Source organism: Paenalcaligenes sp. GW821-LYS-B07-1 (assembly GCF_058803365.1).
Map to the genome: position 1 here is coordinate 3,384,307 of NZ_CM179516.1, position 26,927 is coordinate 3,411,233.

The 26,927-nt window shown below is 51.7% G+C and carries 18 protein-coding genes; 5 read left to right on the plus strand and 13 right to left on the minus strand.

Annotation, left to right across the window (positions count from 1 at the left end; genetic code table 11):
* Positions 1–71: 71 nt before the first annotated feature.
* From AC3QL0_RS16285 to AC3QL0_RS16330, 10 genes are all read right to left on the minus strand, one after another.
* A complete protein-coding gene (locus tag AC3QL0_RS16285; protein WP_493009416.1) occupies positions 72–1,037 on the minus strand; it encodes an aq_1923 C-terminal domain in 966 nt (321 codons plus the stop codon).
* 9 nt (positions 1,038–1,046) lie between these two features.
* Positions 1,047–2,993 carry a hypothetical protein gene (locus AC3QL0_RS16290; protein ID WP_493009417.1) on the minus strand — a complete coding sequence of 649 codons (1,947 nt, stop codon included), beginning with the start codon at positions 2,991–2,993 and terminating at the stop codon, positions 1,047–1,049.
* A 2-nt stretch (positions 2,994–2,995) separates the two neighbouring features.
* Positions 2,996–3,838, minus strand: coding sequence for an SH3 domain-containing protein (locus tag AC3QL0_RS16295; RefSeq protein WP_493009418.1), 843 nt, complete (start codon positions 3,836–3,838; stop codon positions 2,996–2,998).
* Positions 3,839–3,912: 74 nt separating this feature from the next.
* On the minus strand, positions 3,913–4,611 hold the full coding sequence (locus tag AC3QL0_RS16300) for a response regulator (protein WP_493009419.1): 699 nt from the start codon (positions 4,609–4,611) through the stop codon (positions 3,913–3,915).
* Between the two features lies 1 nt (position 4,612).
* Complete coding sequence (locus tag AC3QL0_RS16305) at positions 4,613–7,327, minus strand: ATP-binding protein (protein WP_493009420.1); 2,715 nt, start codon at positions 7,325–7,327, stop codon at positions 4,613–4,615.
* Positions 7,328–7,384: 57 nt separating this feature from the next.
* Positions 7,385–8,008, minus strand: a complete 624-nt coding sequence (kdpC, locus tag AC3QL0_RS16310; protein WP_493009421.1) for a potassium-transporting ATPase subunit KdpC — start codon at positions 8,006–8,008, stop codon at positions 7,385–7,387.
* A 10-nt stretch (positions 8,009–8,018) separates the two neighbouring features.
* Positions 8,019–10,061, minus strand: a complete 2,043-nt coding sequence (gene kdpB, locus AC3QL0_RS16315; protein WP_493009422.1) for a potassium-transporting ATPase subunit KdpB — start codon at positions 10,059–10,061, stop codon at positions 8,019–8,021.
* A gap of 10 nt (positions 10,062–10,071) precedes the next feature.
* A complete protein-coding gene (gene kdpA, locus AC3QL0_RS16320; RefSeq protein ID WP_493009423.1) occupies positions 10,072–11,781 on the minus strand; it encodes a potassium-transporting ATPase subunit KdpA in 1,710 nt (569 codons plus the stop codon).
* A 321-nt stretch (positions 11,782–12,102) separates the two neighbouring features.
* Positions 12,103–12,612 (minus strand): single-stranded DNA-binding protein, encoded by a 510-nt coding sequence (gene ssb, locus AC3QL0_RS16325; protein ID WP_430221353.1) that lies wholly within the window; start codon positions 12,610–12,612, stop codon positions 12,103–12,105.
* 116 nt (positions 12,613–12,728) lie between these two features.
* Positions 12,729–13,937 carry an MFS transporter gene (locus tag AC3QL0_RS16330; protein WP_493009424.1) on the minus strand — a complete coding sequence of 403 codons (1,209 nt, stop codon included), beginning with the start codon at positions 13,935–13,937 and terminating at the stop codon, positions 12,729–12,731.
* Between the two features lie 115 nt (positions 13,938–14,052).
* Here AC3QL0_RS16330 and uvrA point away from each other — a divergent pair, with 115 nt between their 5' ends.
* The gene (gene uvrA, locus AC3QL0_RS16335; protein WP_493009425.1) at positions 14,053–16,887 is read left to right on the plus strand and encodes an excinuclease ABC subunit UvrA; all 2,835 of its coding nucleotides are present in this window, start codon (positions 14,053–14,055) and stop codon (positions 16,885–16,887) included.
* A gap of 7 nt (positions 16,888–16,894) precedes the next feature.
* Here uvrA and AC3QL0_RS16340 read toward each other — a convergent pair whose 3' ends face one another.
* From AC3QL0_RS16340 to AC3QL0_RS16350, 3 genes are read right to left on the minus strand one after another with little or no spacing between them, the layout of a single operon-like run.
* Positions 16,895–18,037 (minus strand): deoxyguanosinetriphosphate triphosphohydrolase, encoded by a 1,143-nt coding sequence (locus AC3QL0_RS16340; RefSeq protein WP_493011016.1) that lies wholly within the window; start codon positions 18,035–18,037, stop codon positions 16,895–16,897.
* Positions 18,038–18,040: 3 nt separating this feature from the next.
* A complete protein-coding gene (gene aroB, locus AC3QL0_RS16345; protein WP_493009426.1) occupies positions 18,041–19,114 on the minus strand; it encodes a 3-dehydroquinate synthase in 1,074 nt (357 codons plus the stop codon).
* The gene (locus AC3QL0_RS16350) at positions 19,111–19,725 is read right to left on the minus strand and encodes a shikimate kinase (RefSeq protein ID WP_135861538.1); all 615 of its coding nucleotides are present in this window, start codon (positions 19,723–19,725) and stop codon (positions 19,111–19,113) included. Before AC3QL0_RS16350 ends, aroB begins: the two co-directional genes overlap by 4 nt.
* Positions 19,726–19,850: 125 nt before the next feature.
* Here AC3QL0_RS16350 and AC3QL0_RS16355 point away from each other — a divergent pair, with 125 nt between their 5' ends.
* The 4 genes from AC3QL0_RS16355 to AC3QL0_RS16370 all read left to right on the plus strand — a co-directional run bounded on the left by AC3QL0_RS16355 (position 19,851) and on the right by AC3QL0_RS16370 (position 26,898).
* Positions 19,851–22,277 carry a penicillin-binding protein 1A gene (locus AC3QL0_RS16355; protein ID WP_493009427.1) on the plus strand — a complete coding sequence of 809 codons (2,427 nt, stop codon included), beginning with the start codon at positions 19,851–19,853 and terminating at the stop codon, positions 22,275–22,277.
* A 111-nt stretch (positions 22,278–22,388) separates the two neighbouring features.
* On the plus strand, positions 22,389–22,541 hold the full coding sequence (gene lptM, locus AC3QL0_RS16360; protein WP_493009428.1) for an LPS translocon maturation chaperone LptM: 153 nt from the start codon (positions 22,389–22,391) through the stop codon (positions 22,539–22,541).
* Positions 22,542–22,593: 52 nt separating this feature from the next.
* Positions 22,594–23,862 (plus strand): diaminopimelate decarboxylase, encoded by a 1,269-nt coding sequence (gene lysA / locus AC3QL0_RS16365; protein WP_493009429.1) that lies wholly within the window; start codon positions 22,594–22,596, stop codon positions 23,860–23,862.
* A 132-nt stretch (positions 23,863–23,994) separates the two neighbouring features.
* Positions 23,995–26,898 carry a putative bifunctional diguanylate cyclase/phosphodiesterase gene (locus AC3QL0_RS16370; RefSeq protein ID WP_493009430.1) on the plus strand — a complete coding sequence of 968 codons (2,904 nt, stop codon included), beginning with the start codon at positions 23,995–23,997 and terminating at the stop codon, positions 26,896–26,898.
* The last annotated feature ends 29 nt before the right edge of the window (positions 26,899–26,927 follow it).

The window sequence follows — 26,927 nt, forward strand, 5'->3', positions numbered from 1 at the left end:
CGATGACCAAACGGCCTGCTACTCAAACAAAAAAGGGGATCATGTGATCCCTTTTTATTGCTACCTATGCCTTATGACCTGATTTCTGCATTCAATGCAGAGGTCACTGAAGGGTTAGGACGGCCCACAAACGCACTCGCTATACGTTCAATAGACACCGGTGTTTTAGGGTCCATCGTGATACGCAAGGTGCTTTTATCGCCAGTAGCAAAACGCACTACCGCTTTACATGATGCTTCAGGATCTTGTGTCATCAGAGCAAAACCCTCACTGCGACACTGAGTCATCATCTCTTCAGCCTCTTGCTCAAAGGCTTTTTCACGCTGCGACTTTGCGCTGCCCTCGCCTATCTGCACAGGCAAGTTATAGCGTTTATGCAAAGCAATGCCACGCTCCATCATGCCTCTGTCTTTGACCTTGATGTCCAGCTCTTTAATGCTGATACGTGACAGCATTTGCAACGGCCCCATAATACCGAAGCCCATCATGGCATCTGCTGGTAACTGCCCATTCGCTAAGCTTTGTAGTGCGCCAATTTCCGTCATGCTCACCTTGAAATCCAGATCAGCCATGTCTTTTTGCTCTACCGACAGCGCAATGTCTGCCTGGTTATCATCAAAACGTACATCGGCTTTCAGCACCACATCCATAGGTGGCAACTCTGCCCGACCAGAGGCCAAACCCAAGCTGTTACCCAGCATGGAGTGTGACTTACCATCAGGCAGTACCAAGCCTTTGACCGACAAGGCAATACGCTGACGTTTAGCGTCTTCAATCACATCGCTGATTTGCACTTCCTTGGCTTGCACTTGATCACGTGGCGACATGGTGACTGTCACATCTTTCAATGTCACTGTACCAAACGGCGAAGCACTGAGATCCGCCCAATGCACTTGGTCTTGCATGCCCATCGCGATCAGCTTCTTGCGTAAAGACTCTTCGGCGTTACTGCTGGCATAGCTAGACGCACCCCACCACAACACCGCTACCCCTGCAACGGCGGCAGGGATAATCCACTTCATTTTTTGCTTATCCATTTTCATCCCTTACCAAAAAAGGCCGCCACCTTCGGGCGCGCTGTCTATCACGGCTTGTGCTGCTTCTGGCGTCCAGTCTGGATCACCCAACTGCATACGCATCACCGCTAATGGTTCTAACAACTCGGCACAACCCTCTTTCTCACACTGTTGAGCCCCCGCAGCACCCAGTTGCACCATTGTCATCGGCAAGTCTTCGTCATCCAAAATACTGGAGTCCAAAGAACGTGTACCCTTAACCCAGTACCAGCCTTTCTTCAAATCAGACTGCCCAACTAGGCGCATGGGGTACGGCCAATCTACAGTCGCATCATCTTTCTTAGAGCCATCTACGCGCACAATGCGCGCGAAATCATCCGCTTGCCCGGCTACCAAACGTGCATAGGCATTTGCGCCTGAAGCGGCTCTGTACTGTATGTCTTCTTCCAGCATAGGCAGCAACGCGTCCTTACCACCGGCCTCTACACGTTCTTGCAGGCGCTGGTAATTGCTCAGGTTATTGCGTTCTACCCGAGCTTGCTGACGCAGTTGATTCTGGCGCTCGCGCTCTAAACGCTCTTCCTCGTAACGCTTCTGCTCAGCAGCGCGTGCTTCACGTTGGAACAAGTAGTTTTGTGCATGCTGCAGGTTGTACTGCCAATCGCCTTGAGGCTGACCAGTACGGTAGTTATAGCGACGCGATGCACTCACGCTGTACAACAACTCCGACGCATTGTTATTCCATATCCCTTGCGGCATGTCGCTAAACACCAAACGCACATCGGTTGCTGTAGGCATAATCAACGCCAAGCTCTCTAGCGCTTTATCTACTTCTTGGCGAATTTGAGCGGCCTGACGGAAAGATTCCGTTTTGGGCGTTAACACTGCCACTTCAGGCCCAACTTGCCATGCACCAATACCACCGCGGAACTGTCCCAGCGACGCTTTCAACAAGTAATGACTACCAGTGTCTGCATCGCTAGCAAAACCAAACCAACCGGTATTGTTACCGTTGAATGCCACCAAATCTGCTGGCTTCAGCCCTTGTACTGGCTTATTGAAAATCAAACCGTTGCTGAACCACAGATCGCCCGTGCGCATAATTTGTGCGCCGTCGGAACGCTCTAGCGTCAGTCTACCTTTGCCTTGTGCATAACCCTCAGCACTGCAGCTCACGCCTTCAATCACCAGATTCAAATACGCCGCATCCGTACCCAAATCAAACTGGGACACTAACTTGCAGCCATTCTGGTCTTTCAAGGTGCTCAAGAAAGCAGACAGCTCAGCACGTTGCGCTGCATTAGGTACTGCCCAATCGCCCACTGCAAACTCAGCTAAACCCACTGTTGGGGCGACTACAACTTCTGCTTCTACGACAGTGTCTGCTGCAGTTTCAGGCTCTGTTTTTTCAACCGTCGCCGCTGTAGCGGGTGCCTCAGGCTTGGTGTCTGCCTTAGCGGGTGTGGCTGCGGCTTTGTCTTTGTTGATTTCTACAGGCTCAGACTCAACAATCGCGGGTCTAACCTCGGGTTGAATCTCAGGAGCAGCAGCGGGAGCTTCCGCAACCTCAGTCTCAGGCGCAGCTGCCTGCACCGCTTGTGCAACAGACGCTTCTGGCGTTTGCACCAACAACGCCCAACCCGTCGCACCTTGGCTAATACCATCAGCCACTTGTGTGCCTTGGCTATTTACTGCACGCCACGTCGCGCTTTGTGCTTGCGGACATTGCTGGGCAAACAGTGCCCCTAGCTTAGGCAACAAGCGCCCCAAGGCAACAGTATCACCGGATGCACCGTACACAGCACGTAATGCCAGTTCTGGTTTGCACCAATTATCGGCCGACGCATTCTCTACAAAGATCTCAATATCTTCAGCTTTAGAGTACGCCAACCGGAAATCTTCGGCGGCTGCACTAGCTGCATACAGCCCCGCCCCCACTGCCACGATGGCAGCGCTAATCAATCGTTGTTTGAACATGATTATCCTATCTGCCAAGCGCCATCAACGGACTGGCATGCATCCACAGTTTTATTCTCGGTGCCCTTCTCGGTTTTCAACTCGTAGCTCATGGTGCGGCATGTAGTTTGTACCGCTACTGTTTCCGTCACAGGGCTAGCGGGCTCAAACGTATCCAAATCAAAACCCTGCTGACCGGCTTGTGCCACGGTAATGCTATCCAGATCAGTGGCTTGATCGGCCTTAGCTACCGTCACGGGTGCAGTCAACGGCGCGTGTACGTAGCCCACCAATACACCTTTGCGGCCTACTGCAATCCAGTTGTTCGGCGTTTTGCCTAAGGCAGTAAAGGTTTGGCCTGCTTGGAAACCACCTACTTTTTCTGCATTCGTATCAGGTGCTGCGCGCAAGTTCACCGAACGCAGGGCATGGTAAGACTGGTTCAACACCGTCAGATTTTCGGCTTTAGCAATCACCGGCGCACGTTTCACCTGCGCTTCCTGTGTCACAGTTTTGCTGGACACCGGACGAATCACCGCTGATGCACCACTGTGATCGGATTCCCAATTTACGGCTCTACCCGTTTCTAACGATTGCTGCGTGCTGGCGGCTAAGGCCTCGCGATCGCGCTCATCAAGGTTGTCACCAATCCAGTTACCCAATGCACCACCCGCCAACGCACCCAAAATAATAGCGATGGTGCGCCCGCTACCACCGCCAATCTGGCTACCTAATAATGCACCGCCCACCGTACCAATCACTGTGCCCCATGTTTGTTTGCTTCCCCACTCGCCCATGTTGGCACAACCCGATACGCCCAACGCCCCAATTAACGTTGCGACGACCAGCTTCTTGGATAAAGCCATGATTCTCTTCCGCCCTGAATAATCGTTTTTTTAGCCACTAAAGAGCAAAATTCTACCATGTGCAGAATGGCGGTTCACTTTCCTATAAACCTCAGCCCCACACCCGGTTCCGTCATAATGTAGCGAGGATTAGCGGCGTCATCACCCAATTTATGCCTAAGTTTTCCTACTAAGATGCGCAAATAGTGGGCATCTTCTTCATGGGTAGGCCCCCAAAGCTCTTTGAGGATTTGCGGTTGAGCAACCAACCTGCCCGCCTGCTCAACCAATAGCACCAGCAACGCAAATTCTTTACGTGTGAGTGGAACGCTATCCCCCTGAATGCGCACATCTCGCTGGCTCACATCAATATGCAAGTTACCATCGTCATAGATCGGCCCTGTAGGGCTGCGTATCTCTGCCACTCGTAGAAAGGCACGTATACGTGCCATGAGTTCTTCAATACCAAATGGCTTAGTCACATAATCATTGGCACCAGCATCCAATAGCGCGACCTTTTCTGTTTCATCAGAGCGGACGGTCAAAATAATTACCGGAACACGTGACCATTGCCGTAACTCTCGCAGCACCTCTTGCCCGTCTTTATCAGGAAGCCCTAAATCTAGCACTACGATGTCGGCACCCTTACCGGCTAATAGACTTAAGCCTTCATGACCATTTTCAGCTAGTAGCGTTGCATAACCCTGAGAGCGTAAGCTGATATCAATGAGTTTGCGTATATGCGGCTCGTCATCAATAATCAGCACGCGTGCAGCAGGTGCAGAATCCAACATATTAGTCATCCTCAAATTCATTGCTGGGTGGTCGTTCCCCGACGGGCAGACTTAAGCGTATGCATGTGCCTCGCTCATTTGGCCCTAACAAGGCTTCCACTTTACCCATGTGTGCACCCACTATGCCCTGCACAATGGTTAGCCCAAGTCCTGTACCTTGTTGCCCTCGGTCGCCACGCTCTACGCTATAAAACATATCAAAAATGCGACTACGCTCATCCTCGGGAATGCCGGGACCTTGGTCTGACACATCAATTTGGACGGTTTTGTCATCTACCAAGGCGACACTCACGTTGATGGCCACACCTTCTGGTGAGAACTTTGCGGCATTCTCCATCACATTAAAGATGGCCTGCTCAATTAACGCAGGGTGTACGTGAATGAAGCCCACACTGGCATCAATGTGCGTAGTCACGAGTACCTTGGGTTCGTAACGCTGCAGCCTATGCACCGCAGAACCCACCAACTCATCAACACCTATCCAATCTCGAGTTAGCGACAGGCCATGTTGCCCCAATCGCGTCATATCCAACAAATTCTGAATATAACGATCTAAGCGTTCGCCTTCTACACTAATGGTTTCCAGCAAACTGCTACGATCTTCTGCACTCATGTCTTTGCCATAGCGGGTCAAGCTATCCGCTGCACCAATCATGGAAGATAGCGGTGAGCGTAGATCATGAGAAACGCTGGACAGTAAGGCTGAACGCAAGCGCTCCGTTTCGCCGGTGACTCTCGCCACCTCTAGCTCAGACACCAACCGTGTACGAAGTGCTGCCTGCGCAATATCGTCCGCCATACTTTCAGCTAGGCGTCGCTGTTCAAACGACAAGCGTTCCATCTCGGCAGGAAACTTCAGCGCGATCACACCCAAACTAAGTTCACTGGAACGTATAGGCAGAAACCACCATGCAGATTGCGTCAGGGTATCGGTGTACCGTCCACTGGCTTGGCCATGTTGTTGCGTCCAGTCTGCCGCCATCATGTCTTTCTCTGACAACTGTCCCACTGGCGTTTTAGGGCCATATTCTGTTTGAATACGCATCCACGCTTGCACATGCAGTGAGGTCTGCAACACAGATGTGCCTGCCGCAATAACCTGCCCCAGATCAGCCGCTTTAGCGAGTTTACGCCCTAAGCTTTGCATCGCTGTAGCATGTGCATTCGCCGCGCGCAGCGCCATAACCTGCATACGTAATCTAGAGGCCAACCGCCCTGCAATCAACGCCGCGGCTAAAAACAGCAATACCGATACCAACCCACGATGCGCACTGATCAACAAGGTGTAACGCGGCTCTATAAAGAAAAAGTTATACGCCAGAAAACACAATACGGCGGTAATCACCGATGAGGTCATACGGGCACGCGACGCGACCAGCATTACCGCCACCAGAAAGACCATGGATAGGTCTTGCAATCCCAATACCCGTTCTGCCACAGCTGCAGTGGCAATCGCCCCCACGCTGGCTAGCAGAATAAGCCCCAACTCTTGCTTGGGAAACTCCGCTTGGCTCAAATCTGACCACTGCGATTCCCGTTGACGTACTAACGGCGTACTCACGATGGTCAGTTCGTAATGCGCACCACGCAGCAACAATTGCTGCGTTAACGTGCGATTAAACATACGTGCAATAGGTCGCTCGCGGGTACGCCCAATCACTATAGATTTCACGCCGCGTGTGGCGGCCATATCCAACAACGCCTGCGTCACATCGGTGTTGTGCAGTACCTCAGCTTCGCCTCCCAAGCTACGCGCCAAAGCAAAGGCTTTATCAATTTCTAGTAGCCGCTGCCGCTCTATGTACATACGTTTACTAAACATAGACGCCATACGCGCGTGAGTTGTAGACGCATCTGCCGAGCGACCGGTTTCCACTGTCACCACTGCCCACGGCACCCCGCGACGCTCAGCAATTCGTGCCCCTGCCCTAACCAAATATTCCGATTGCCCACGACCATCAATAGCGATCAACACCTGACATTGGATAGAGACGCCCTCTAAACCTCGGGCTGCTCTTTTCTCACGCAGGTCTGCATCCACATACTCAGCAACAGTTTGCATCGCCAACTCGCGCAGTGCAGTCAGGTTGGCTGGTGAGAAAAAGGCTTGTAATGCCTGTGCCGCTTGCTCAGGCAAATACACTTTGCCCTGATTCAGCCGTTCAATCAGTTCTTGCGCAGGCAAGTCGATGAGCCGTATGTCACGCAGCCTATCAAATACGGCATCGGGCACGGTTTCACTCACACGTATACCGGTGATTTGATGCACCACATCATTCACACTTTCCAAGTGCTGAATATTTACCGTGGTGTATACATCAATGCCCGCATCCAGCAGTTCCACCACATCCTGCCACCGTCTTTCGTGACGACTACCGGGTGCGTTGCGATGGGCCAGTTCATCCACCAGAACAATGGCGGGCTTACGGCTGAGAATCCCGTCTAGGTCCATCTCTTCTAGCTGTCGCCCTTGGTACTCCACTGTCTGACGCGGCAATAGAGGCAGCCCCTCGGTCATGGCTTGAGTCTCGCTACGCCCATGCGTCTCGACGATGCCTATGGTCACATCCACGCCTTGGCGGTGCAGCTCATGCGCACGCAACAACATGGCATAGGTTTTACCCACACCAGGCGCCGCCCCCAGAAAAACGGTCAAGCGCCCGGCATGCTGCCGTTGAAGCTCTCCTAGAATGGCATCGGCCTGTTCTGTTCCCATAACAAGGCTAGTCCTCACAATACGACGTTTGAAATACGGGCTTTTAGGTTGTCAGCACTAGTGCGACAGCGCATCCAAGGCCACATTCAGTTCCAACACATTAACGCGCGGTTGCCCCAACACACCCAATTGCTTACCGGCGGTATGCTGCGCAACCAACGCCTCAACCACACTAGGTTCAACACCACGCGCTTGGGCCACACGCTTGACCTGTATTGCCGCCGACAACGGACTAATGTGCGGATCAATACCTCCACCGGATTGCGTCACCATATCACTGGGTATCAAGGCTGGATCCACACCTTCCCGCTGTGCAACTGCTGTGGTTGTCTCAGCAATGCGTTGTCTTAACTCTGGGTTTGTACGAGCTAGATTACTCCCAGACAGCGCCATCGTGTCATATTCTGCGGCCGATGCCCGGGACTGGAAATAACGCGCATCCACAAAGGGCTGCGCCACTAGCGATGAGCCCACTATCTTCCCGCCTTGCATCACCAAACTGCCGTTTGCCGTGTCAGGAAATGCAAGTTGCCCCACACCCACAGCAGCCAGTGGATAGATCAAACCAACGCCTACCAACGCAATGGCAGCTAAACCGAGTGCACCACGTACTACCCCTTTATCAGAGGGCGGCAGCGACTGCTGTGTATCTGCTACTACTGATGTGTTGTTACTCAACATACTCTACCCCTTACACCGCAAACAAATACGTAATCGCCACGTCAATTGCCTTAATCGCAATAAACGGCAACACCACACCACCCACGCCATACACCAGCATATTGTTGCGCAACAGTTGCGTCGCACTGGATGGTTTAAAACGCACTCCTCGTAAGGCCAACGGAATCAACAACGGAATGATCAGCGCATTAAAAATCAGCGCCGACAATATGGCACTGGTTGGGCTGGCTAAATTCATGACATTCAGTACGGCCATTTGCGGAATGGCGGCAGCAAATAGCGCTGGCAAAATCGCAAAATACTTGGAGATGTCATTTGCCAGCGAAAAGGTGGTCAATGCACCCCGTGTAATGAGCTGCTGCTTACCAATTTCAACCACCGACAACAGCTTCGTAGGGTCACTATCTAAATCCACCATATTGCCGGCCTCTTTGGCCGCCTGAGTACCCGAGTTCATGGCTAGCCCTATATCAGCTTGCGCCAAGGCAGGAGCATCATTGGTGCCATCACCCACCATCGCTACTAAACGTCCACCCGCTTGCTCGGCTCGTATGCGTGCTAATTTGTCTTCTGGTCTGGCCTCGGCAATGTAATCATCCACCCCTGCTTCTGCAGCGATGCTGGCCGCCGTCAGTGGGTTATCTCCGGTGATCATCACCGTTTTAATACCCATCTCACGCAAGCGAGCGAATCGTTCCTTAATACCGTGTTTGATCACGTCCGATAGCTCTATGACGCCCAGCACAAACTTACCGTCACAAACCACGAGTGGGGTTGCCCCTTTACGTGCCACTTTGGTGACTTTTTCCTCTAGTTCAGACGTAATGGCACCACCCAATTGCCGCACGTGTTGAGTAATGGCATCAATAGCCCCCTTACGAATAATGTGACCATTAGGCAGGTCCACACCCGACATCCTAGACTGCGCCGAAAAAGGAACGAAAGTCGCATCTACGGGTTTCATCTGCTCGCCGTTTTCGCCTTGCGCCAACTGAACGATAGACTTCCCTTCTGGGGTAGGGTCAGCCAAAGAAGCCATTAACGCGGCATGGCTCAACTGCGAAATACCCACGCCCGATAACGGATGAAAGGCCGTGGCTTGCCTATCGCCATAGGTGATAGTGCCGGTTTTATCCAATAACAGTACGTCCACATCGCCTGCCACCTCTACCGCTTTACCGGATTTCGCCAATACATTGGCCTGCAAGGCACGATTCATCCCCGCAATCCCAATAGCAGGCAACAAGCCACCGATGGTAGTAGGAATCAAGCACACCAGCAGCGCGACCAGCAACACGATATTGATCTCTATACCTACGAACGCACCAATAAACGGTAAGGTAGTCACGACAATCAAGAAAGTGATGGTCATCACCCCCAACAGCAAACCCAACGCCACTTCGTTAGGCGTTTTTTGTCTATTGGCGCCTTCAACCAACGCAATCATCCGGTCTAGGAAACTATGACCAGGTTCAGCTGTGATACGCACGACAATGCGATCTGACAGCACTTTGGTACCGCCTATCACCCCTGAACGATCCGTACCGGCTTCGCGCAATACCGGTGCCGACTCACCTGTCACCGCCGCTTCATTCACCGTTGCCAAACCCTCGATCACCTCACCATCGGCGGGGATCTGCTGCCCTGCTTCCACGACAACAAAATCACCGGCATGCAACTCAGAGGCAGGAATGAGCTGCTCACTGCCAGATGCATTGACTTTTCTTGCCATCAAGTTCTGACGTGTACGACGCAATGATGCGGCCTGCCCCCGCCCCCTAGACTCAGCGACGGCCTCGGCATAATTACCGCATAGCACCGTCACCAATAAAATCAGTGTTACCGACCAGCCAAAACTAGACTGTGCCCAGCCTGCCATGGTGGCCACGGCAGTCAGTACTGTGCCTAGCCATACCACCGCCATCACCGGATTTTGAATAATGTAATGCGGGGCCAACTTCATAAACGCCGCCACTAACGTAGAGAAAAAGCCCTGCAATGTGTGCGTTGACGACGCAGTGCTAGCGTGTTGTTGGGATGTTGTATTGCTCATGATGTAATCCTCAGCGAGCGATCAGAGTCAAATGGTCAGCCACAGGGCCAAGCACTAACACGGGCATAAATTGCAGCAATGTCAGCACCACAATCACAGCCACCAAGGTCAGCGAGAACGTAGGTGTTTCGATTTGCAGGCTGCCGCTACTTTCTGGCGACTGACGTTTACGTGCCAACATTGCAGCAATGGCCAAAGGAATAATAAAAGCCGGATAACGCCCTGCTGCCAGCATGAAACTGCAGGTTGTGTTCCACCACACTGAGCCATCGCTTAAGCCTTCAAACCCAGAACCGTTATTGGCAAAGGCAGACACATACTCGTAAAACACTTGGCTAATAGCGTGAAAGCCAGGGTTGGTCGTACCCGCCAAACTGGGGAACGACAGTGTCACGGCAGTCAGTGTTAATAACACCAAGGGATGCCACAGTAGCAATACACCGAGCAACTTAATTTCAGGTGCCTCAATCTTGCGTCCGAAGAGTTCAGGAGTACGTCCCGTCATCAGCCCAGCCAGAAACACGCCTAGCATCAAATACACGAGGAACTGCTGTAGACCGCTACCAATGCCACCCCAAATTGAGTTAATCAGCATGTCACTCAGAGCCACCAAGCCGGTCAGCGGAGCCACCGAGTCATGCATAGAGTTCACTGAGCCGTTTGAGGTCTGTGTGGTCAATGCCGTCCACAACGCTGAAGGCTCTGCGCCCAACCGCACCTCTTTACCTTCCATCAACGCTATATCGGTACTGGTGGATGAGTAACCCTCGGACCAAAGTGCCGCACCCGCTGACACAAGCGACATCAACAACATCGTCCCAAACACAAAAGCAGCAAACTTCCTACGGCCAGTAAAAGGGCCAATCATGAACACCACTGATACCGGCACCAAAATTAATGCCAATGTCTCGAGGAAATTAGAAAGCGGTGTAGGGTTCTCTAGCGGCACCGTGCTGTTTGGGCCATACCACCCACCACCGTTAGTACCCAACTGTTTGATAGCCACCATAGGCGCCACCGGACCCAGTGGAATCTTCTGCTCTGTCATTTCTACGATGCTATCTACCGGCGCGACTACTGGCCCACCATCAAAGGTCGCTGGTACGCCCTGACTGGTCAGCAATACCGACCACACCAAACACAGCGGCAACATGAAACGGAAGGTAGGGCGAATCACGTCAGCCCAGTAATTACCCACATCCACAGGCTCATGGCTGTGCTCTTCCGCTTGACGTGTTTTGGCATTACGCCCGCCAAACAGCCCACGCAATGTAGCCGCCACTAAGGCAAGCCCCATCATGGGCGTGATCACCTGCAACGCAATAATGCCCATCATGTGGCTCAAGTACGAAAGCTGTGCCTGACCCGCATAGTGTTGTTGGTTGGTATTGGTTAAGAAGGAAACCATGGTGTGCAGTGCCAAATCCCAGCTCATATTGGGCGCATCATTCGGATTCAACGGTAACCACGCTTGCGTCATCAACATGACCCACACAATGATGGCTAGCACCACATTACTGAACAAGAACGCACCGGCGTAACCACGCCAGCTCATCCCTTGCTTGGGATTCGTACCTATCAACGCGTACAAGGGGCGCTCTAACCAACTAAACAGCGCATCGCTACGCATTGGTTCCCCACGCATCACCGCCGCCAAATACCGACCTAGCGGCCAACCCAATAAAATGGCTAAGGCAAATACCAGAAGAAATTCAGTCATGATCTGCCCCCACTACGTAACATCAGTGATGGGCATTGAGTCGCCTGTGCATGCCCGTTAACCGGTAGCACAACGACAAAGACACCACCGCAACCTGCGATAATGCCTACTCGTTTTTTAGAAAATGTAAGGCGCATGTTCTTTTCGCTTCAGAATGGCGAAATTGCCATGCACAAATAGTAATCAGCCCCCTTTTTTCTGATCGTAACTTCTGCGTAAATTTTGAGTGCACGCTACGGCTAGCGCATGTTGTGAGGCACAAGAAAAACCCAGCGCGAATAATCGGCTGGGCTTTGTGTACTGCGTGATAGTGACGAAACCTTAAAAAGGAATATCGTCATCCATATCGGCCAAGTTATCCACAGGCGCTTGGTATGGATTAGCAGCTTGCTGCTGACGTGGGGCTTGTTGAGGAGCCGCTGCACGTTGTTGCTGTTGTTGTGGTGCACGGGGTGCGCTGTAATCGCCACCGCCGAAATCAGCATCGCCACCACCATCACGGCCACCCAGCATTTGCATTTGGTCAGCGATGATTTCAGTGGTGTAGTTGTCTTTACCGTCTTGGCCTTGCCATTTACGTGTACGCAGGCGGCCTTCTACGTAAACCGATCTACCTTTTTTCAGGTACTCGCCAGCGATTTCAGCCAAGCGGTTGTAGAACACTACGCGGTGCCATTCGGTTTCCTCACGACGTTCGCCGCTGTTGCGATCTTTCCAGTTGGAGGTAGTGGCAATAGAGATGTTGCAAATGGCATTGCCTTCTGCGCCATAACGTACTTCGGGATCACGACCCAAGTTGCCCACCAAAATTACCTTGTTTACCGATGCCATGACTGTATCCTGTTCAAAAAATCTATAACCCGTATTATCTACGATCGTCCCCACTTAGACTACGCCACCCCACATATTTACGGATGGCCATAGTCGTGCGGCCTGCTATCTGTTATTTAGTCTGGTGTTTGCAGACCACGCCCCAGCACCAACCACGAAATGGCCAATGCGGCGCCTAACCACAATACGATTTGAGGGCCTTGTTGGGCAGCTAATATACCGCCCATTACACCACCACCAAATACGCCCAACGATTGCGACATGTTGTAAAAGCCTAGCGCCAACCCTTTGTATTCAGCCGGTGCCTGACGCGACACCAACGAAGGTTGCAATGCTTCCAACACGTTAAATGCGACAAAAAACAGCACCAGTAATGCCATCAGCCCCCAGAAGTTGTGGATCACCACGGGCATGACTAACAATACCAACGCTAGTAACAGCACCATCTTCATCAGAATAGCTTGATGGCACTTACGCGTTTCAGTGTAAAACACCACCGGCACCATAAACAGGAAAGATACCAGAATCACCGGTAAATACACTTTCCACAACGTTGCTGTCTGTAAGCCGCCTGTCTGCTCCAGCAAACCTGGTACCACCATAAACATCATCATCAAGATAGCGTGCAAGACAAACACACCGTAGTTCAGGCGCAGTAGGTTACGGTCTGACAGCACATCGCTGGCTTTGGCGGATTGCAGTACCGGGATAACTTGCTCGGCCGCTGGCACCACAAAGGCCGCCAGCAACATACAGATAAAGCCCAAGATACTGATCGCCCAGAACAAGCCTGATAGCCCGAACTGCCCTACCAACACAGGCGACAACACTAGCGACAGAGCAAAGGACAACCCTATAGACGCCCCCACCATCGCCATGGCTCGAGTACGTACCTCGGGGCGTGTCGCATCGGCTACCCAGGCTGTAATCGCGGCAGACACCGCACCCAGACCTTGCAACACCCTACCCACAATAATGCCGTCTACGCTGTCAGACAGCGCACAGACTATGCCCCCCACGATAAACAGCAGCATACCTGCCACTATTACGGGCCGGCGACCAAAACGATCCGATGCCATACCTAACGGGATTTGCATAATGGCTTGTGTCAGCCCATACGCCCCCAAGGCCATCCCCACTTTCATGGCATCGTGCCCACCCACCAAACTGCTTGCCGCCACGGCAAACACCGGGGTCAGCAAGAACAGACCCAACATGCGTGTCGCAAACAACCATGCCAACATGGTGCTGGTACGACGTTCCTGTGGGGTCAAACTCAAGCGCTCAGGGCGACTACCTATTTTTTTATTTTCTGTATGACTCATGCAACACTCTATTCTTACACTTCTTTGTGCAGTGCTATGCCAGACTTTTGGCACAAAAATGGCCTAACAGGCTATAGTAACAAGTTACCCTTTTTAAAGCCCTATACCCACGACGATGGACGCAATACGTATCCGGGGTGCGCGCACGCATAACCTCAAAAACCTGTCAGTAGATTTGCCCCGCCATGAATTGGTGGTAATTACCGGTTTGTCCGGCTCAGGCAAGTCTTCCTTGGCATTTGATACGTTGTATGCGGAGGGCCAGCGACGCTATGTAGAAAGTTTGTCGGCCTACGCCAGACAATTTCTACAACTGATGGACAAGCCTGATGTTGATTTGATTGAAGGCTTATCCCCCGCTATTTCCATTGAACAAAAAGCGGCAGGGCACAATCCGCGTTCTACGGTTGGTACCACGACCGAAATACACGATTATTTGCGCCTATTGTACGCTCGTACGGGCACTCCTCATTGCCCAGAACACCACTTGCCGCTGCAAATGCAAAATGTCAGCCAAATGGTGGACCAAACACTGGCTTTGCCTGAAGAAACTCGTATTGCGATTTTGGCTCCGGTATTGCGTGCGACGCATGACGAATTCGAACAACAACGTCGTGCTCTGCAAGCCCAAGGTTTTGTGCGTTTGCGTGTAAACGGTGAAATGGGTGCCATTGAAGACATTCAAGCGCCAGCCCCGGATAGTTCTGCTCTGGTCGAAGTGGTGGTAGACCGCTTGCGCGTCAAACCTGACAGTGCACAGCGTTTAGCTGAAAGTTTTGATACCGCGTTAGAGCTATCCCAAGGCCGCGTTACCGTACTGAATCTGGATACCTCGGACGAGCTACTGTTCAGCAATCACTACGCTTGCCCACTGTGCGATTACCAGCTAAGCGAGTTAGAACCACGTCTGTTCAGCTTCAACAACCCAGCTGGTGCCTGCCCAGATTGCAGCGGTTTAGGTTTGGTGGACTTTTTTGACCCCCAACGCGTGGTCGCGTTTCCTGACCTAAGCTTGGCAAGCGGTGCCATCAGCGGCTGGGATAAACGTAATGCCTTTACCCACACGCTGCTGACTAGCCTAGCGGCTCACTATGACTTCGACCTAGACACACCGTTCGAAGAACTACCTGAAGCCATACGCCAGTGCATTTTGTACGGGTCAAACAACGAAGAAATCGCCTTCTTGTACTTAAACGAGAAAGGCAAAACTACCGTAAAACGCCATGCGTTTGAAGGTGTAATCCCGAATTTAGAACGCCGCTGGCGCGAAACTGACTCGCCTGCTGTACGTGAAGAGCTATCTAAGCTGCGTCGCACTCAACAGTGCCCCTCTTGCCATGGCTCCCGTCTACGCACCGAAGCACGTAACGTGTTGCTAGGCGAAAATGACCCGCGTGCCATCTACGAAGTAGAAGCCATGTCGTTGGCCGACTGCCAGCACTGGTTTGGTGCGTTGCAATTGAGTGGCGCGAAAAAAGAAATCGCCGAACGCATTGTGCAAGAGATTCTGGCGCGACTGCAGTTCCTCAATAACGTGGGGCTGAATTACCTGTCGCTAGACCGCAGTGCCGACACCATTTCTGGCGGTGAGTCACAACGTATTCGCCTTGCCAGCCAAATAGGTTCTGGCCTAACTGGTGTGATGTATGTGCTAGATGAACCCTCTATAGGCTTGCACCAACGCGACAACGACCGCCTGATTGATACCCTCAAACGTTTGCGTGATCTGGGTAATAGCGTAATTGTGGTGGAGCATGACGAAGACATGATCCGCCAAGCTGACTTTATCGTGGATATGGGCCCCGGTGCCGGTGAGCACGGTGGTCATATTGTCGCAGCCGGCACGCCAGACGTTATTTTGCAGTCGCCTAAATCCCTCACCGGACAATACTTGAGCGGCCAAAAACGCATTGCCATCCCTGCGCGCCGTCCGGTCACACCCGATATGCCTGAGTTGGTGTTGCGCGGTGCCAGTGGCAACAACCTAAAATCGGTAGACCTGCATATTCCTGCCGGCCGGTTTGTATGTATCAGTGGCGTGTCTGGGTCGGGTAAATCTACCCTGATCAACGATACGTTGGCGACGGCTCTATCACAGCATTATCACCGTGCACAAACGGAACCAGCACCTTACCTAAGCTTAGAAGGGCTGGAGCACTTCGACAAAGTGATTAACGTAGACCAAAGCCCTATTGGTCGTACGCCACGTAGCAACCCCGCCACCTACACCGGTTTATTCACCACTATCCGTGAACTGTTTGCAGGTGTGCCTGAAGCGCGTGCCCGTGGCTACGACCCAGGCCGTTTCTCATTTAACGTCAAAGGTGGTCGCTGTGAAGCATGTCAGGGCGATGGCGTGATGAAGGTAGAAATGCACTTTCTGCCAGATATCTACGTACCTTGCGATATTTGTCACGGTAAACGCTACAACCGCGAAACCTTGGACATTCAATACCGCGGCAAGAGCATCAGCGAAGTGCTAGACCTAACTGTTGATCAAGCGCTGACCTTCTTTGGTGCCGTGCCTGCCATTGCACGCAAACTGGAAACCTTGATGGATGTGGGGCTGTCGTACCTGCGTTTAGGTCAAAGCGCGACCACCCTATCTGGCGGTGAGGCTCAGCGGGTGAAACTAGCGCTGGAATTATCCCGACGCAGTACAGGCCGTACCTTCTACATCTTGGATGAGCCCACGACTGGTCTGCACTTCCAAGATATCGCGCTGCTGCTGGATGTGTTGAATAAGCTGGTGGATGCGGGCAACACAGTGGTGATTATTGAGCACAATCTGGACGTCATCAAAACGGCTGATTGGGTTATTGATATGGGGCCAGAAGGCGGTGCTGCAGGCGGTCAGATCGTCGCACAAGGCACGCCTGAGGTGATTGCCTCCACCCCCGAAAGCCATACTGGACGTTATTTGCAGACACTACTCACAGTGCCTGCCTAACTACCCATTACATGTGGAACAGTTGCTGGTGTTCACGGATCGCGTAGCGGTCTGTCATGCCAGCAATGTAGTCTGCAATCGCACGCGCTTGTGCTTGTGGGCTTTCGCGTCGGTGCTCTGCTGTCAGCAAGCGTGGATCTTCCATATACGCCACAAATAACTCACGAATAATGCGACGCGCTTTGCTCATCATGCGCAGCACTTGTGGGTGACGATAGAGGTTTTCGCGCAAGAATTTCTTCAAATGGTCAGCTTCTACACGCATTTCCATTGAAAACGCCGCCATTTTCCCTGCTTGGCGTAATTCATCCACGCTACCCGGTCTAGCCATATCCAGATTTTGCTGAGTGGTGAGCGTCAAATCTTGCACAAAGGTATTAATCATCGTGCGTATGGTTTCAGCCACCAACCGCTTTTGTGACACAGCAGGGTACATTTGGCGCGCGGCCACATAGTGCTGGAAGAAAATAGGCACTTCGCACAGCTGTTCTAACGTAATCAGTTTTGAGCGCAAACCATCATCAATATCATGATTGTTGTAGGCAATTTCGTCGGCCAGATTGGTCAACTGTGCCTCTAGGGAAGGCTGTCTGCGCAGCAAGAAGCGTTCACCTACGTCACCCAACAAATGGGCATGGCGCAAATTACAGTGCTTCAAAATACCTTCACGGGTTTCAAAACACAGATTCAGACCATCAAACGCTGCATAGCGCTCTTCTAAGGTGTCGACAATACGTAGGCTTTGCAGGTTGTGTTCAAAGCCACCTGCTTGGGGTACTAGCTCGCGCATGCAGGCGTTAAGCTCTTCTTGGCCTGCATGCCCGAAAGGGGTGTGCCCCAGATCGTGCGCCAGAGAAATCGCTTCTACGAGGTCTTCATGCACCTGTAGGTTTCTTGCCAGCGAACGGGCAATTTGTGCGACTTCAATGCTGTGCGTCAGGCGGGTACGGAACAGGTCACCTTCATGATTAATGAAAACCTGCGTTTTGTACTCCAGCCGCCTAAACGCTTGGCAATGGATGATACGGTCTCGGTCTCGTTGAAACTCATTACGCCGTTCCGGACTCTCTTCTGGGTGGCGTCTACCTCGGCTATGTTCTGGAAAACATGCATAAACGGCCAGTGACACCATAACGATCCCCTTATTTATCGGTTATTTGAAACCTTCCAAGACCGCTGCCACTTTCTCTGGCGCTACGGCCTGTACATGACTCTTACCAATGTCGGACATCAGCACAAAGCGCAGTTGCCCACCTTCGGCTTTTTTGTCTATACCCATCAACTCAATCCAGCGCTCAGCAGGCCAAGACGGTGGAACAGTTGGGCAACCAATGTTCTTCACCAGTTCACGCACTCGCTGCACTTTTTCTGCAGGAAAGCCGCAACATGCCACCGACAACTCAGCAGCCATAATCATGCCGCAACCTACTGCTTCGCCGTGCAGCCACTTACCATAGCCCAACCCTGCTTCAATCGCATGCCCAAAGGTATGACCCAGATTTAGCAACGCACGTAGCCCTGATTCACGCTCATCAGCAGAGACCACTTCGGCCTTCACTTCGCAAGAACGCTGCACCGCATAAGCCAGTGCTTCGGGGTCACGCTTAACCAGCGCTTCCACGTTTTGCTCGCACCATTGGAAAAAGCCTTCATCTACAATTAGGCCATACTTGATCACCTCTGCCAATCCCGCAGAAATTTCACGGTCTGGCAGGCTTTGCAGCACATTGATGTCTACTTCAACCGCAATAGGCTGATAGAACGCACCAATCATGTTTTTACCCAAGGGGTGATTCACGGCAGTTTTACCGCCCACTGAAGAATCTACCTGTGCCAGCAAGGTGGTAGGCACTTGGATAAAGCGGATGCCACGCATAAAGCATGCAGCAGCAAAACCAGCAATATCACCCACCACGCCACCGCCCAATGCAACGATTAGCGCTTTGCGATCCAGTCGCTCACCCAACAAGCGGTCAAAAATACTATTTAGCGTATTCCAATCTTTGTACGCTTCGCCGTCAGGAATAGACACTTCCAGCACTGGTTTACCGGTTTGGTTCAACGCTTCCAGCACTTGCTCACCGTACAACCCCATCACGGTAGGGTTGCTGATCAACGCAATACGGGTCACATCCGCAGGAATGCTGTCTGCCAACTTGGCTAAACGCCCCGCCGCAATATGTATGGGGTAAGAGCCGCCAGGCGTCTGCACCGATACTACTCTCATTGTTTAACCTCACATTTATTCAGTAATTCAGCCGCCAAATCGCGCACAGCAGTAGAGATGGGTGCACTTCCAGTGTCGAACACAATGTCTGCCACTTCTGCGTACATAGGTTCGCGTTTAGCTAATAGCTCTGCCAAACGTTGACGTGGATTCGCGGTTTGCAACAAGGGACGACTTTTATCTTTGGCGACGCGTTTGAATAGTTCTTCTGCGCTTGCTCGCAAATACACAACCAAGCCACGCTGTTTCAGAAAATTGCGGTTTTCAGGCAACAAAATGGCCCCCCCGCCCGTTGCCAACACAATACCTGGTAACCGAGTGCAAGCATCTAAGGCCGCTGCTTCACGTCTGCGGAACCCTTCTTCACCTTCTATGTCAAAGATATCTGCGATGCGTACTCCGCAGCGTGCTTCCAGTTCGTGATCCAAATCTGTGAAACTGCGATTCAGGCTGCGTGCCAGTTGTTTGCCTATAGTTGTTTTACCAGCACCCATCATACCGACCAGAAAAATGGGGCGTTGATCGGGTTGCCGTAAATGTTGCAGTTCTCTTTCCCCCAACGGGGGTAAAGGGTCAATTTGCATGAGTTCTGTGGGTAAAGAGTCTGTCATTTGTGTATTATCCCATTAGCGCACCCAAAAAAAAGTACACTATCCGAGTTTTATGGCGTCTGTTAACACAGTAAACTGGTACACACGCTCTACATTCTGTTCCTAGGGCCTAAAAATCACCCGCAATGAGTTCTTCCGCCCAAACTTCTACTAAACGTTCCGGATCCTGGCTACGCCGGTTCATCGTGAAATCTATCGTGGTACTGACTGGCTTGGCCGTCAGTGGCGTGCTGCTGGTTGTGCTAGCGCTCGCCTTGGCATGGCCTAACCTGCCTGACCTTACAGCCATGACAGATTATCGTCCTCGTATCCCCTTGCGCATTTATACCGCAGACAAGGTGTTGATTGGTGAGTTCGGTGAAGAACGGCGTAATGTTATGCCGTTCAACGAAATCCCCGACGTCATGAAATCTGCTTTGCTGGCTGCTGAAGACGATCGTTTCTATCAGCACGGTGGTATTGATCTGCGCGGGGTTGCTCGTGCCGCGATCATGAACATGGTCAACATGCGCAAGTCACAGGGCGCAAGTACCATCACCATGCAGCTGGCGCGTAACTTCTATCTGTCTTCCGAGAAAACGTACACACGTAAGTTCTACGAACTGCTGCTGACGTTCAAGATTGAAGCCACGCTGACCAAAGATCAGATTCTAGATCTGTACATGAACCAGATTTATCTGGGTCATCGTTCCTACGGTTTCCCTGCTGCATCACGCACATACTTCGGCAAAAGTCTGACAGAAGTCACACTGGCTGAAGCCGCCATGTTGGCCGGCATCCAGCGTGCGCCTTCTCGCTACAACCCAATCACCAACTTCGCCGAATCTACCCGTCAACAACAGGGTGTGCTGCGTCGTATGCTTGATTTGGGTTACATCACGCAAGACGAATACGAAACGGCACGTGCACAGAAAATTGAAATCCGCTCTGCTCTAGGCACACCTGCGGGTGGCTACGCGATTCACGGTGAATACGCCGCTGAATTGGCACGCCAACTGCTGTACAACGTGTACCAAGACAATATTTACAGCCGTGGTTTCAACATCTACACCACCATCAATTCCAAAGACCAAGAAGCCGCTTACCTCAGCGTACGTGACGGCATTCTGAACTACACCCGCAGAAAGCCTTTCCCAGGCCCTGAAGGTCAAGTCAGCTTGGCAGAAGGTATTGAGCAAGATGCTGATGCACTGAATGATATTCTGGACGACGTACAACGCAACTACCCTGACACCGGCGATCTGCTGACAGGTGTGGTGTTGTCAGCTAGTCCAACCAAACTGACTGTCGCCCGTAGTGCCGATAACATCATCGACATTACCGACAAACGTGCATTGGGTATTGTGGCGCGAGCATTGGCACCTAATGCCAGCGAAGGCCAACGCCTAAGCCGTGGTTCTGTGGTGTACCTGTTCAAGAACCCTGAGTCTTGGGAAGTCGTGAATATGCCTGCTGTACAAGCAGCGCTGGTCGCTATTCGCCCTCAAGACGGTGCGATTCAAGCCATGGTGGGTGGTTTCCACTTTGCCGATGGTAAGTTCAACCGTGTCACCCAAGCATGGCGTCAGCCTGGCTCCGCATTTAAGCCCTTTATCTATGCATCATCACTGGAAAAAGGCTTAACTCCTGCTACTCAAATTGCTGATACCCCGTTCCAATTGACCAAAGAACAAACGGGCTCCAGAGCATGGAATCCTAAAAACTATGGTGGTCGTTACGAACCTATGCTGACTATGCGTCAAGGTTTGTACAAATCCAAAAACATGGTTTCCATCCGCATCATGCAAGCGGTTGGCCCACAATATGTTCAAGATTACATCACCCGCTTTGGCTTTGATCGTGAACGTAACCCTGCCGTATTGCCGTTGGCATTGGGTGCAGGTAGCGTAACGCCATTGCAATTGGCGGGTGCATACTCAGTATTCGCGAACGGCGGCTACAAAGTACAGCCTTACCTGATTGATTACGTGACCGACAGCAATGACCAAGTCATCATGCGCGCCAAACCGGTAGTCGCCGGTGATTCCAAAGCACAGGTTATAGACCCACGTACTGCATATGTCATGAACGACATGCTGCGTGGCGTAGCTACATCGGGTACAGGTGCTCGTGCTTCAGCAACGCTGAAACGTAATGACATTGGCGGTAAAACCGGTACAACCAACAACTCGTTGGATGCGTGGTTTGCTGGCTATACACCAGACCTAGTCAGCATTGCATGGATGGGCTTTGACCGTCCGCAATCACTGGGCTCAGGCGAGACAGGAGGCGGTGTTTCTATGCCTATCTGGATCAACTTCATGCGCGAAGCACTGGCTGGTAAACCCAACAAACCATTAGGCCCAATGCCTAGCGGTCTGACTAAAACCAATGGGGATTACTACTACAGTGAGTTCCCATCTGGGGTAGCCATTGAACGCGTGGGCTTGCCTAGCGCCATGGATAATTTCGTTTCCGATGTTCCTGACGATGGCATCAACTCATTGCTACAAGGTCTGCAAAACGATGACAACGTTTATGACGATAGTCCGCAAACGTTTGCTAGACCGTAATTAACAACACACAATGGTGCCTTATGGCACCATTGTTGTCTGGAGGTTTGACGTCTACACATAGGCTGTCATACTTCAAACTTAAAGCTTAAAACAGCTCATAACACCACCATGCAGCCAAAATTCTCACCTAAACGTACGGCTCTTATCCTGTTAGTAGGAGCAAGTGTTGTACTTGGAGGTTGTGGCTATAAAGGCCCCCTCGTTTTACCCGAACAAGCTGCAGCGTCTAGCGTCAACACTAACGCTGCACCTATTGCCTGACCCGGTGACCGGATCAGCCCCCTGCTTTTTTTCATGACCTCTATTTACCATCATGACCGTAGCTCCGAATTTTCAATTTCATAATGGCGTACTGCATGCCGAACAATGCTCTCTGGAAGACTTAGCCAAAGAGCACGGCACTCCTTTATATGTCTATTCGCGACAAGCGTTGAAAGACGCTTGGGACAGCTATGAAAAGGCTAAACAGGGCCGTGATGTATTAGTGTGCTATGGCATGAAAGCCAACTCCAACTTGGCCATTCTGCGCGAACTGGCTAACCACGGCGCAGGCTTTGATATTGTGTCTGGCGGTGAATTGGCGCGCGTGATCGCTGCCGGTGGCGACCCACGCAAAGTGGTGTTTTCTGGCGTAGGCAAACAGCGGTGGGAAATTGAAGCAGCTCTGGATGCACAGATCAAATGCTTCAACGTGGAATCCAAAAATGAATTGCTGCACATTGCGCAAATCGCTGCGGATAGAAATTGTGTAGCGCCCATCTCGCTGCGCGTGAACCCTGATGTAGACGCCCACACCCACCCGTACATTTCCACAGGCCTGAAAGACAACAAATTCGGTATTGCTATCGAAGATGCGCCTGACGTCTACGCGCTGGCAAAACAACATCCACAACTAAAAATCGTTGGTGTGGACTGCCACATCGGCTCTCAAATCACTGAGATCAGTCCCTACTTGGATGCGCTGGATAAACTGCTGAACCTGATTGACACCTTGTCACAGCAAGGCGTGCAGTTGTCTCACCTTGATTTGGGCGGCGGCTTGGGCATTCGTTACACCGACGAAACGCCTGCTACCCCAACCATGCTGCTGACAGAAGTCTTCAAAGCACTGGATGCTCGTGGCTTGTCTCACTTGCAGTTGGTGCTGGAACCTGGCCGCTCTATGGTAGGTAACGCCGGTGTGTTGCTGACCAAAGTGGAATACCTGAAACCCTCAGAAGCCAAAAATTTCGCTATCGTTGATGCGGCCATGAATGATCTTATTCGCCCCACACTCTACGATGCGTGGCACGATGTAGAAGCTGTACGCCCTCGCCAAGACGGCACTACAGCCTTGGAATACGACATTGTTGGCCCTATCTGCGAAAGCGGTGACTGGTTAGCCCGTGGCCGCAAACTGGCTTTAGAACAGCACGATCTATTGGCAATTATGTCAGCAGGTGCGTACGGATTCACCATGGCTAGCAACTACAACACCAGACCACGTGCAGCCGAAATTATTGTGGATGGCAAGACTGCACATCTAGTACGCCCCCGTGAAGAACTACACAGTCTCTTTGCTTCGGAACGCCTACTACCTTAAGCATCACCACTAAGCCCTGATTTTCAGGGCTTAGTTTTTAAAGAACGCAGACGCCTCACCGTTAACAAACTATAACAATTTGCCGCGACAGCTGATCCGTGTCTGCCGTGGTGATCAAGGCTGTCTAAATTCATGATGGATTCCACTACCACACTCAATGATCGTACACGGTCTGGCGCAAGCCAACGTATCACCGAAGTACTCAGCATCTATGTGCTGCCGCTGTTTATTTGCCTGCTTTCGCTGGTGGCATTGTTGCAACTACCCGCACACTATCCCAGTGCTGCGGGTTTTTCGTTAAGCCTGCAAACGCTGCCGGCTCCCTACGCACACACACCTCCATCATTGGCAATACAAACCGCACTGGCAAAACAACCCTCTGAATTACGCCTTTCTACACACGATTCTTTTTGGCTGCAGTTCTCTCTACCAGAAGACTTCGACAACACCGCCCACGACATACGCTTTGCTACCAGCCCCCTACTCGGGCTGCACTGCTACGGTACCCAACCTGAACAAGAAGAACTCAGCCAACTGCCGACCTCAGCCTTAGGCTCTAATCACGGTTATGCCTTACAAACTGATGGCTTGGCCCCACTAGGCACGGTGTACTGCAATGTATTGCCTAGTGTTTCCGGACCATTCAGCATCCAAAACTGGACTAGCTCCGAATGGGCACAGGCCAGCCAGCGCTACACGCGTTATATCGCGCTACTAGAAGGCGGTCTGCTCACCTTGGCAGCATTGCTGTTGGTGATCGCCTTAGTAAATAAACAAAGCCTCTACCTACTGGTTGCCGTCTGGCTGGTAGGCAACCTACGTTTAGGCGCTATGGCCATGGGTTGGGATAACCTCTGGTTAGGGCATGAACTGCCCGCTGCCTGGCTACCTACTATCCGACAGGCCACCCTCGCCGCCTACTTCTTGGTGAGCTACACCCTCTTTACCCAACTGCTGCGCACCGTCGTACAGCCACTACCTTTTTCGCTGCTATTACGCGCTCTACAATGGGGCGGACTCGCTCTGTTGCCCGCAGCCTTCCTGTTAGAACGCACCCTCTTTATGCCTGCCATGCTGCTATTGAGCGGCATAGGCTTACTCAGCTGCATTGTGGTCGTGTGCTATGGCATGATGCACTCTGAGCAACAACCCGCTCCCTTGTCACTCTGGCATATCATGCTGCTCAGTGCATCGCTCTGCGTGCTGGTCTTGATGTTGCTGATACTGCTGGGACTATCCAGCAACTTCCTAGATACCTTCCAAAGCGTACTAGCGCTGCCTCTATCCAGCCTGATGGTGGCCACTTTGTTGGGCGAACGTTTACGTGAAGAACGCTACAGCCGCACCGTAGCTGAGCAAACCCTCATCGCCAATCACTGCATCAGCCCCTTTGGGATTTTCACACTGGATGAGAATGGCCAGTTCGTCTATGCAAACAGTGTGTTCTACGCCTTTTTAGGGCTATCTGAACACGAAGAAATCGAAGACTACCAGTGGGAACAATTCTTTGGCACTACCGACTGGGAAGCCATCATACAAACCAGCTTAAGTGGCGAAGATACAGACATCAGCCGCTTATCTGCAGCCTCTCACCCCGGTTTGCCACAGCAGTTTGGGTTACGTGCCTTACGTACAGCAGGAATGATTGAGGGCTCTCTACAAGACATTAGTAAACGGTCAGAAACCATCCGTAAGCTGAAACAGATGGCCAACCATGACCCCATTACCGACGTACTGAACAAACGGGGCATAGAGAAAGCCTTATCTTTCTCGTTGGATCAGGTACGCGAAGGTAATAACTGTATCTTGGCCTACCTAGATCTGAATTACGTTAAACACGTAAACGATGCGTACGGCCACGCTGCAGGTGACGCGCTGCTTAAAGAGGTAAGTCATCGCATTGAAACCACGCTGCATCCGGGCCAAGAATTAGGTAGATTGGGTAACGATGAGTTCCTGATTCTGTTTAATGACACCACGCCAGAACAAGCCCAAGCCACGGCCGAGAAGATCATTAAATCCCTAAACCAAGGCAGTATCTATGCAGGCAACCGTAGTTTTAACCTGCAAAGTGCCATTGGCTTGGTAGAGCTGTCTGCCGACACCCGTGCAGAAGATGCTCTAGCCGCTGCAAACCGAGCTTGCCGCGATGCTCGCCGTACCCAACTGCCTTCTGTACTGTACAAACAAGGGTCTACCGAGCTGTACCAACACGCTGAAGAACTGCGCTTGTTCAAAGAGTTGGAAAGCGGCGCCTCTGGTGGTCTGTATTTGGAAATGCAGCCGTTAATGGCTCTGCAAAACCCCTTAAATTCGTTGAATGTAGAGGTACTGCTACGGGTACGTGACTCGCAAAATAACTTGATGCCCTCAGGCAAGATTATTGCTGCTGCCGAAGAAAGCGGCACAGTGTCTATTATCGACAAATGGGTGTTCGCCGCGACTTTAGAGTGGCTAGACAAACACCACACACAGTTGCCACGTACCCAGCAAATCAATATCAACCTCAGCGGTGTGTCCTTAAATGATGACAAGTTCATTGATGAGCTATTCACCATTTTGGAAAACTTCGATCACCTTGCCAATAGGCTGTGTGTAGAAATCACCGAAGGTGTGGCACTGCAAGATTTAGAACGCACCCGATTGTTCATGCAACGCTTACAACACAAAGGGGTACGCATTGCGCTGGACGACTTTGGTGCAGGCTATACCTCATTCTCGTACCTGCAAGAGCTGCCTACTGACGCTATTAAGATAGACGGCTCACTCATACACAACATGCTGTTGAAGAACACCAATGTGGCCATCGTACGCACCATCGTAGAGCTGGCACGCAACTTGGGCATGGTGAGCATTGCGGAATGGGTGGAAGATGTAGAGACGCTGCATATACTGCGCGATATAGGCGTAGATTACGTGCAGGGCTTTGTGGTGTCTGGGGCTAGATCGCCAACTGAGATATTGGCTGCCCGCGATATACGAGACTTAGTACAGTCACCGGAAGTGCTGTCCTTCATTGACAAACACTCCCGGTAATACTGACTAACTACAACCTTCTAGGTGCT

Excerpts from the sequence above, each read along its gene's own strand:
- AC3QL0_RS16285 (WP_493009416.1), bottom strand. The coding sequence starts at position 1,037 with ATGGATAAGCAAAAAATGAAGTGGATTATCCCTGCCGCCGTTGCAGGG.
- AC3QL0_RS16290 (WP_493009417.1), bottom strand. The coding sequence starts at position 2,993 with ATGTTCAAACAACGATTGATTAGCGCTGCCATCGTGGCAGTGGGGGCG.
- AC3QL0_RS16295 (WP_493009418.1), bottom strand. The coding sequence starts at position 3,838 with ATGGCTTTATCCAAGAAGCTGGTCGTCGCAACGTTAATTGGGGCGTTG.
- AC3QL0_RS16300 (WP_493009419.1), bottom strand. The coding sequence starts at position 4,611 with ATGTTGGATTCTGCACCTGCTGCACGCGTGCTGATTATTGATGACGAG.
- AC3QL0_RS16305 (WP_493009420.1), bottom strand. The coding sequence starts at position 7,327 with ATGGGAACAGAACAGGCCGATGCCATTCTAGGAGAGCTTCAACGGCAG.
- kdpC (WP_493009421.1), bottom strand. The coding sequence starts at position 8,008 with ATGTTGAGTAACAACACATCAGTAGTAGCAGATACACAGCAGTCGCTG.
- kdpB (WP_493009422.1), bottom strand. The coding sequence starts at position 10,061 with ATGAGCAATACAACATCCCAACAACACGCTAGCACTGCGTCGTCAACG.
- kdpA (WP_493009423.1), bottom strand. The coding sequence starts at position 11,781 with ATGACTGAATTTCTTCTGGTATTTGCCTTAGCCATTTTATTGGGTTGG.
- ssb (WP_430221353.1), bottom strand. The coding sequence starts at position 12,612 with ATGGCATCGGTAAACAAGGTAATTTTGGTGGGCAACTTGGGTCGTGAT.
- AC3QL0_RS16330 (WP_493009424.1), bottom strand. The coding sequence starts at position 13,937 with ATGAGTCATACAGAAAATAAAAAAATAGGTAGTCGCCCTGAGCGCTTG.
- uvrA (WP_493009425.1), top strand. The coding sequence starts at position 14,053 with ATGGACGCAATACGTATCCGGGGTGCGCGCACGCATAACCTCAAAAAC.
- aroB (WP_493009426.1), bottom strand. The coding sequence starts at position 19,114 with ATGAGAGTAGTATCGGTGCAGACGCCTGGCGGCTCTTACCCCATACAT.
- AC3QL0_RS16350 (WP_135861538.1), bottom strand. The coding sequence starts at position 19,725 with ATGACAGACTCTTTACCCACAGAACTCATGCAAATTGACCCTTTACCC.
- AC3QL0_RS16355 (WP_493009427.1), top strand. The coding sequence starts at position 19,851 with ATGAGTTCTTCCGCCCAAACTTCTACTAAACGTTCCGGATCCTGGCTA.
- lptM (WP_493009428.1), top strand. The coding sequence starts at position 22,389 with ATGCAGCCAAAATTCTCACCTAAACGTACGGCTCTTATCCTGTTAGTA.
- lysA (WP_493009429.1), top strand. The coding sequence starts at position 22,594 with ATGACCGTAGCTCCGAATTTTCAATTTCATAATGGCGTACTGCATGCC.
- AC3QL0_RS16370 (WP_493009430.1), top strand. The coding sequence starts at position 23,995 with ATGATGGATTCCACTACCACACTCAATGATCGTACACGGTCTGGCGCA.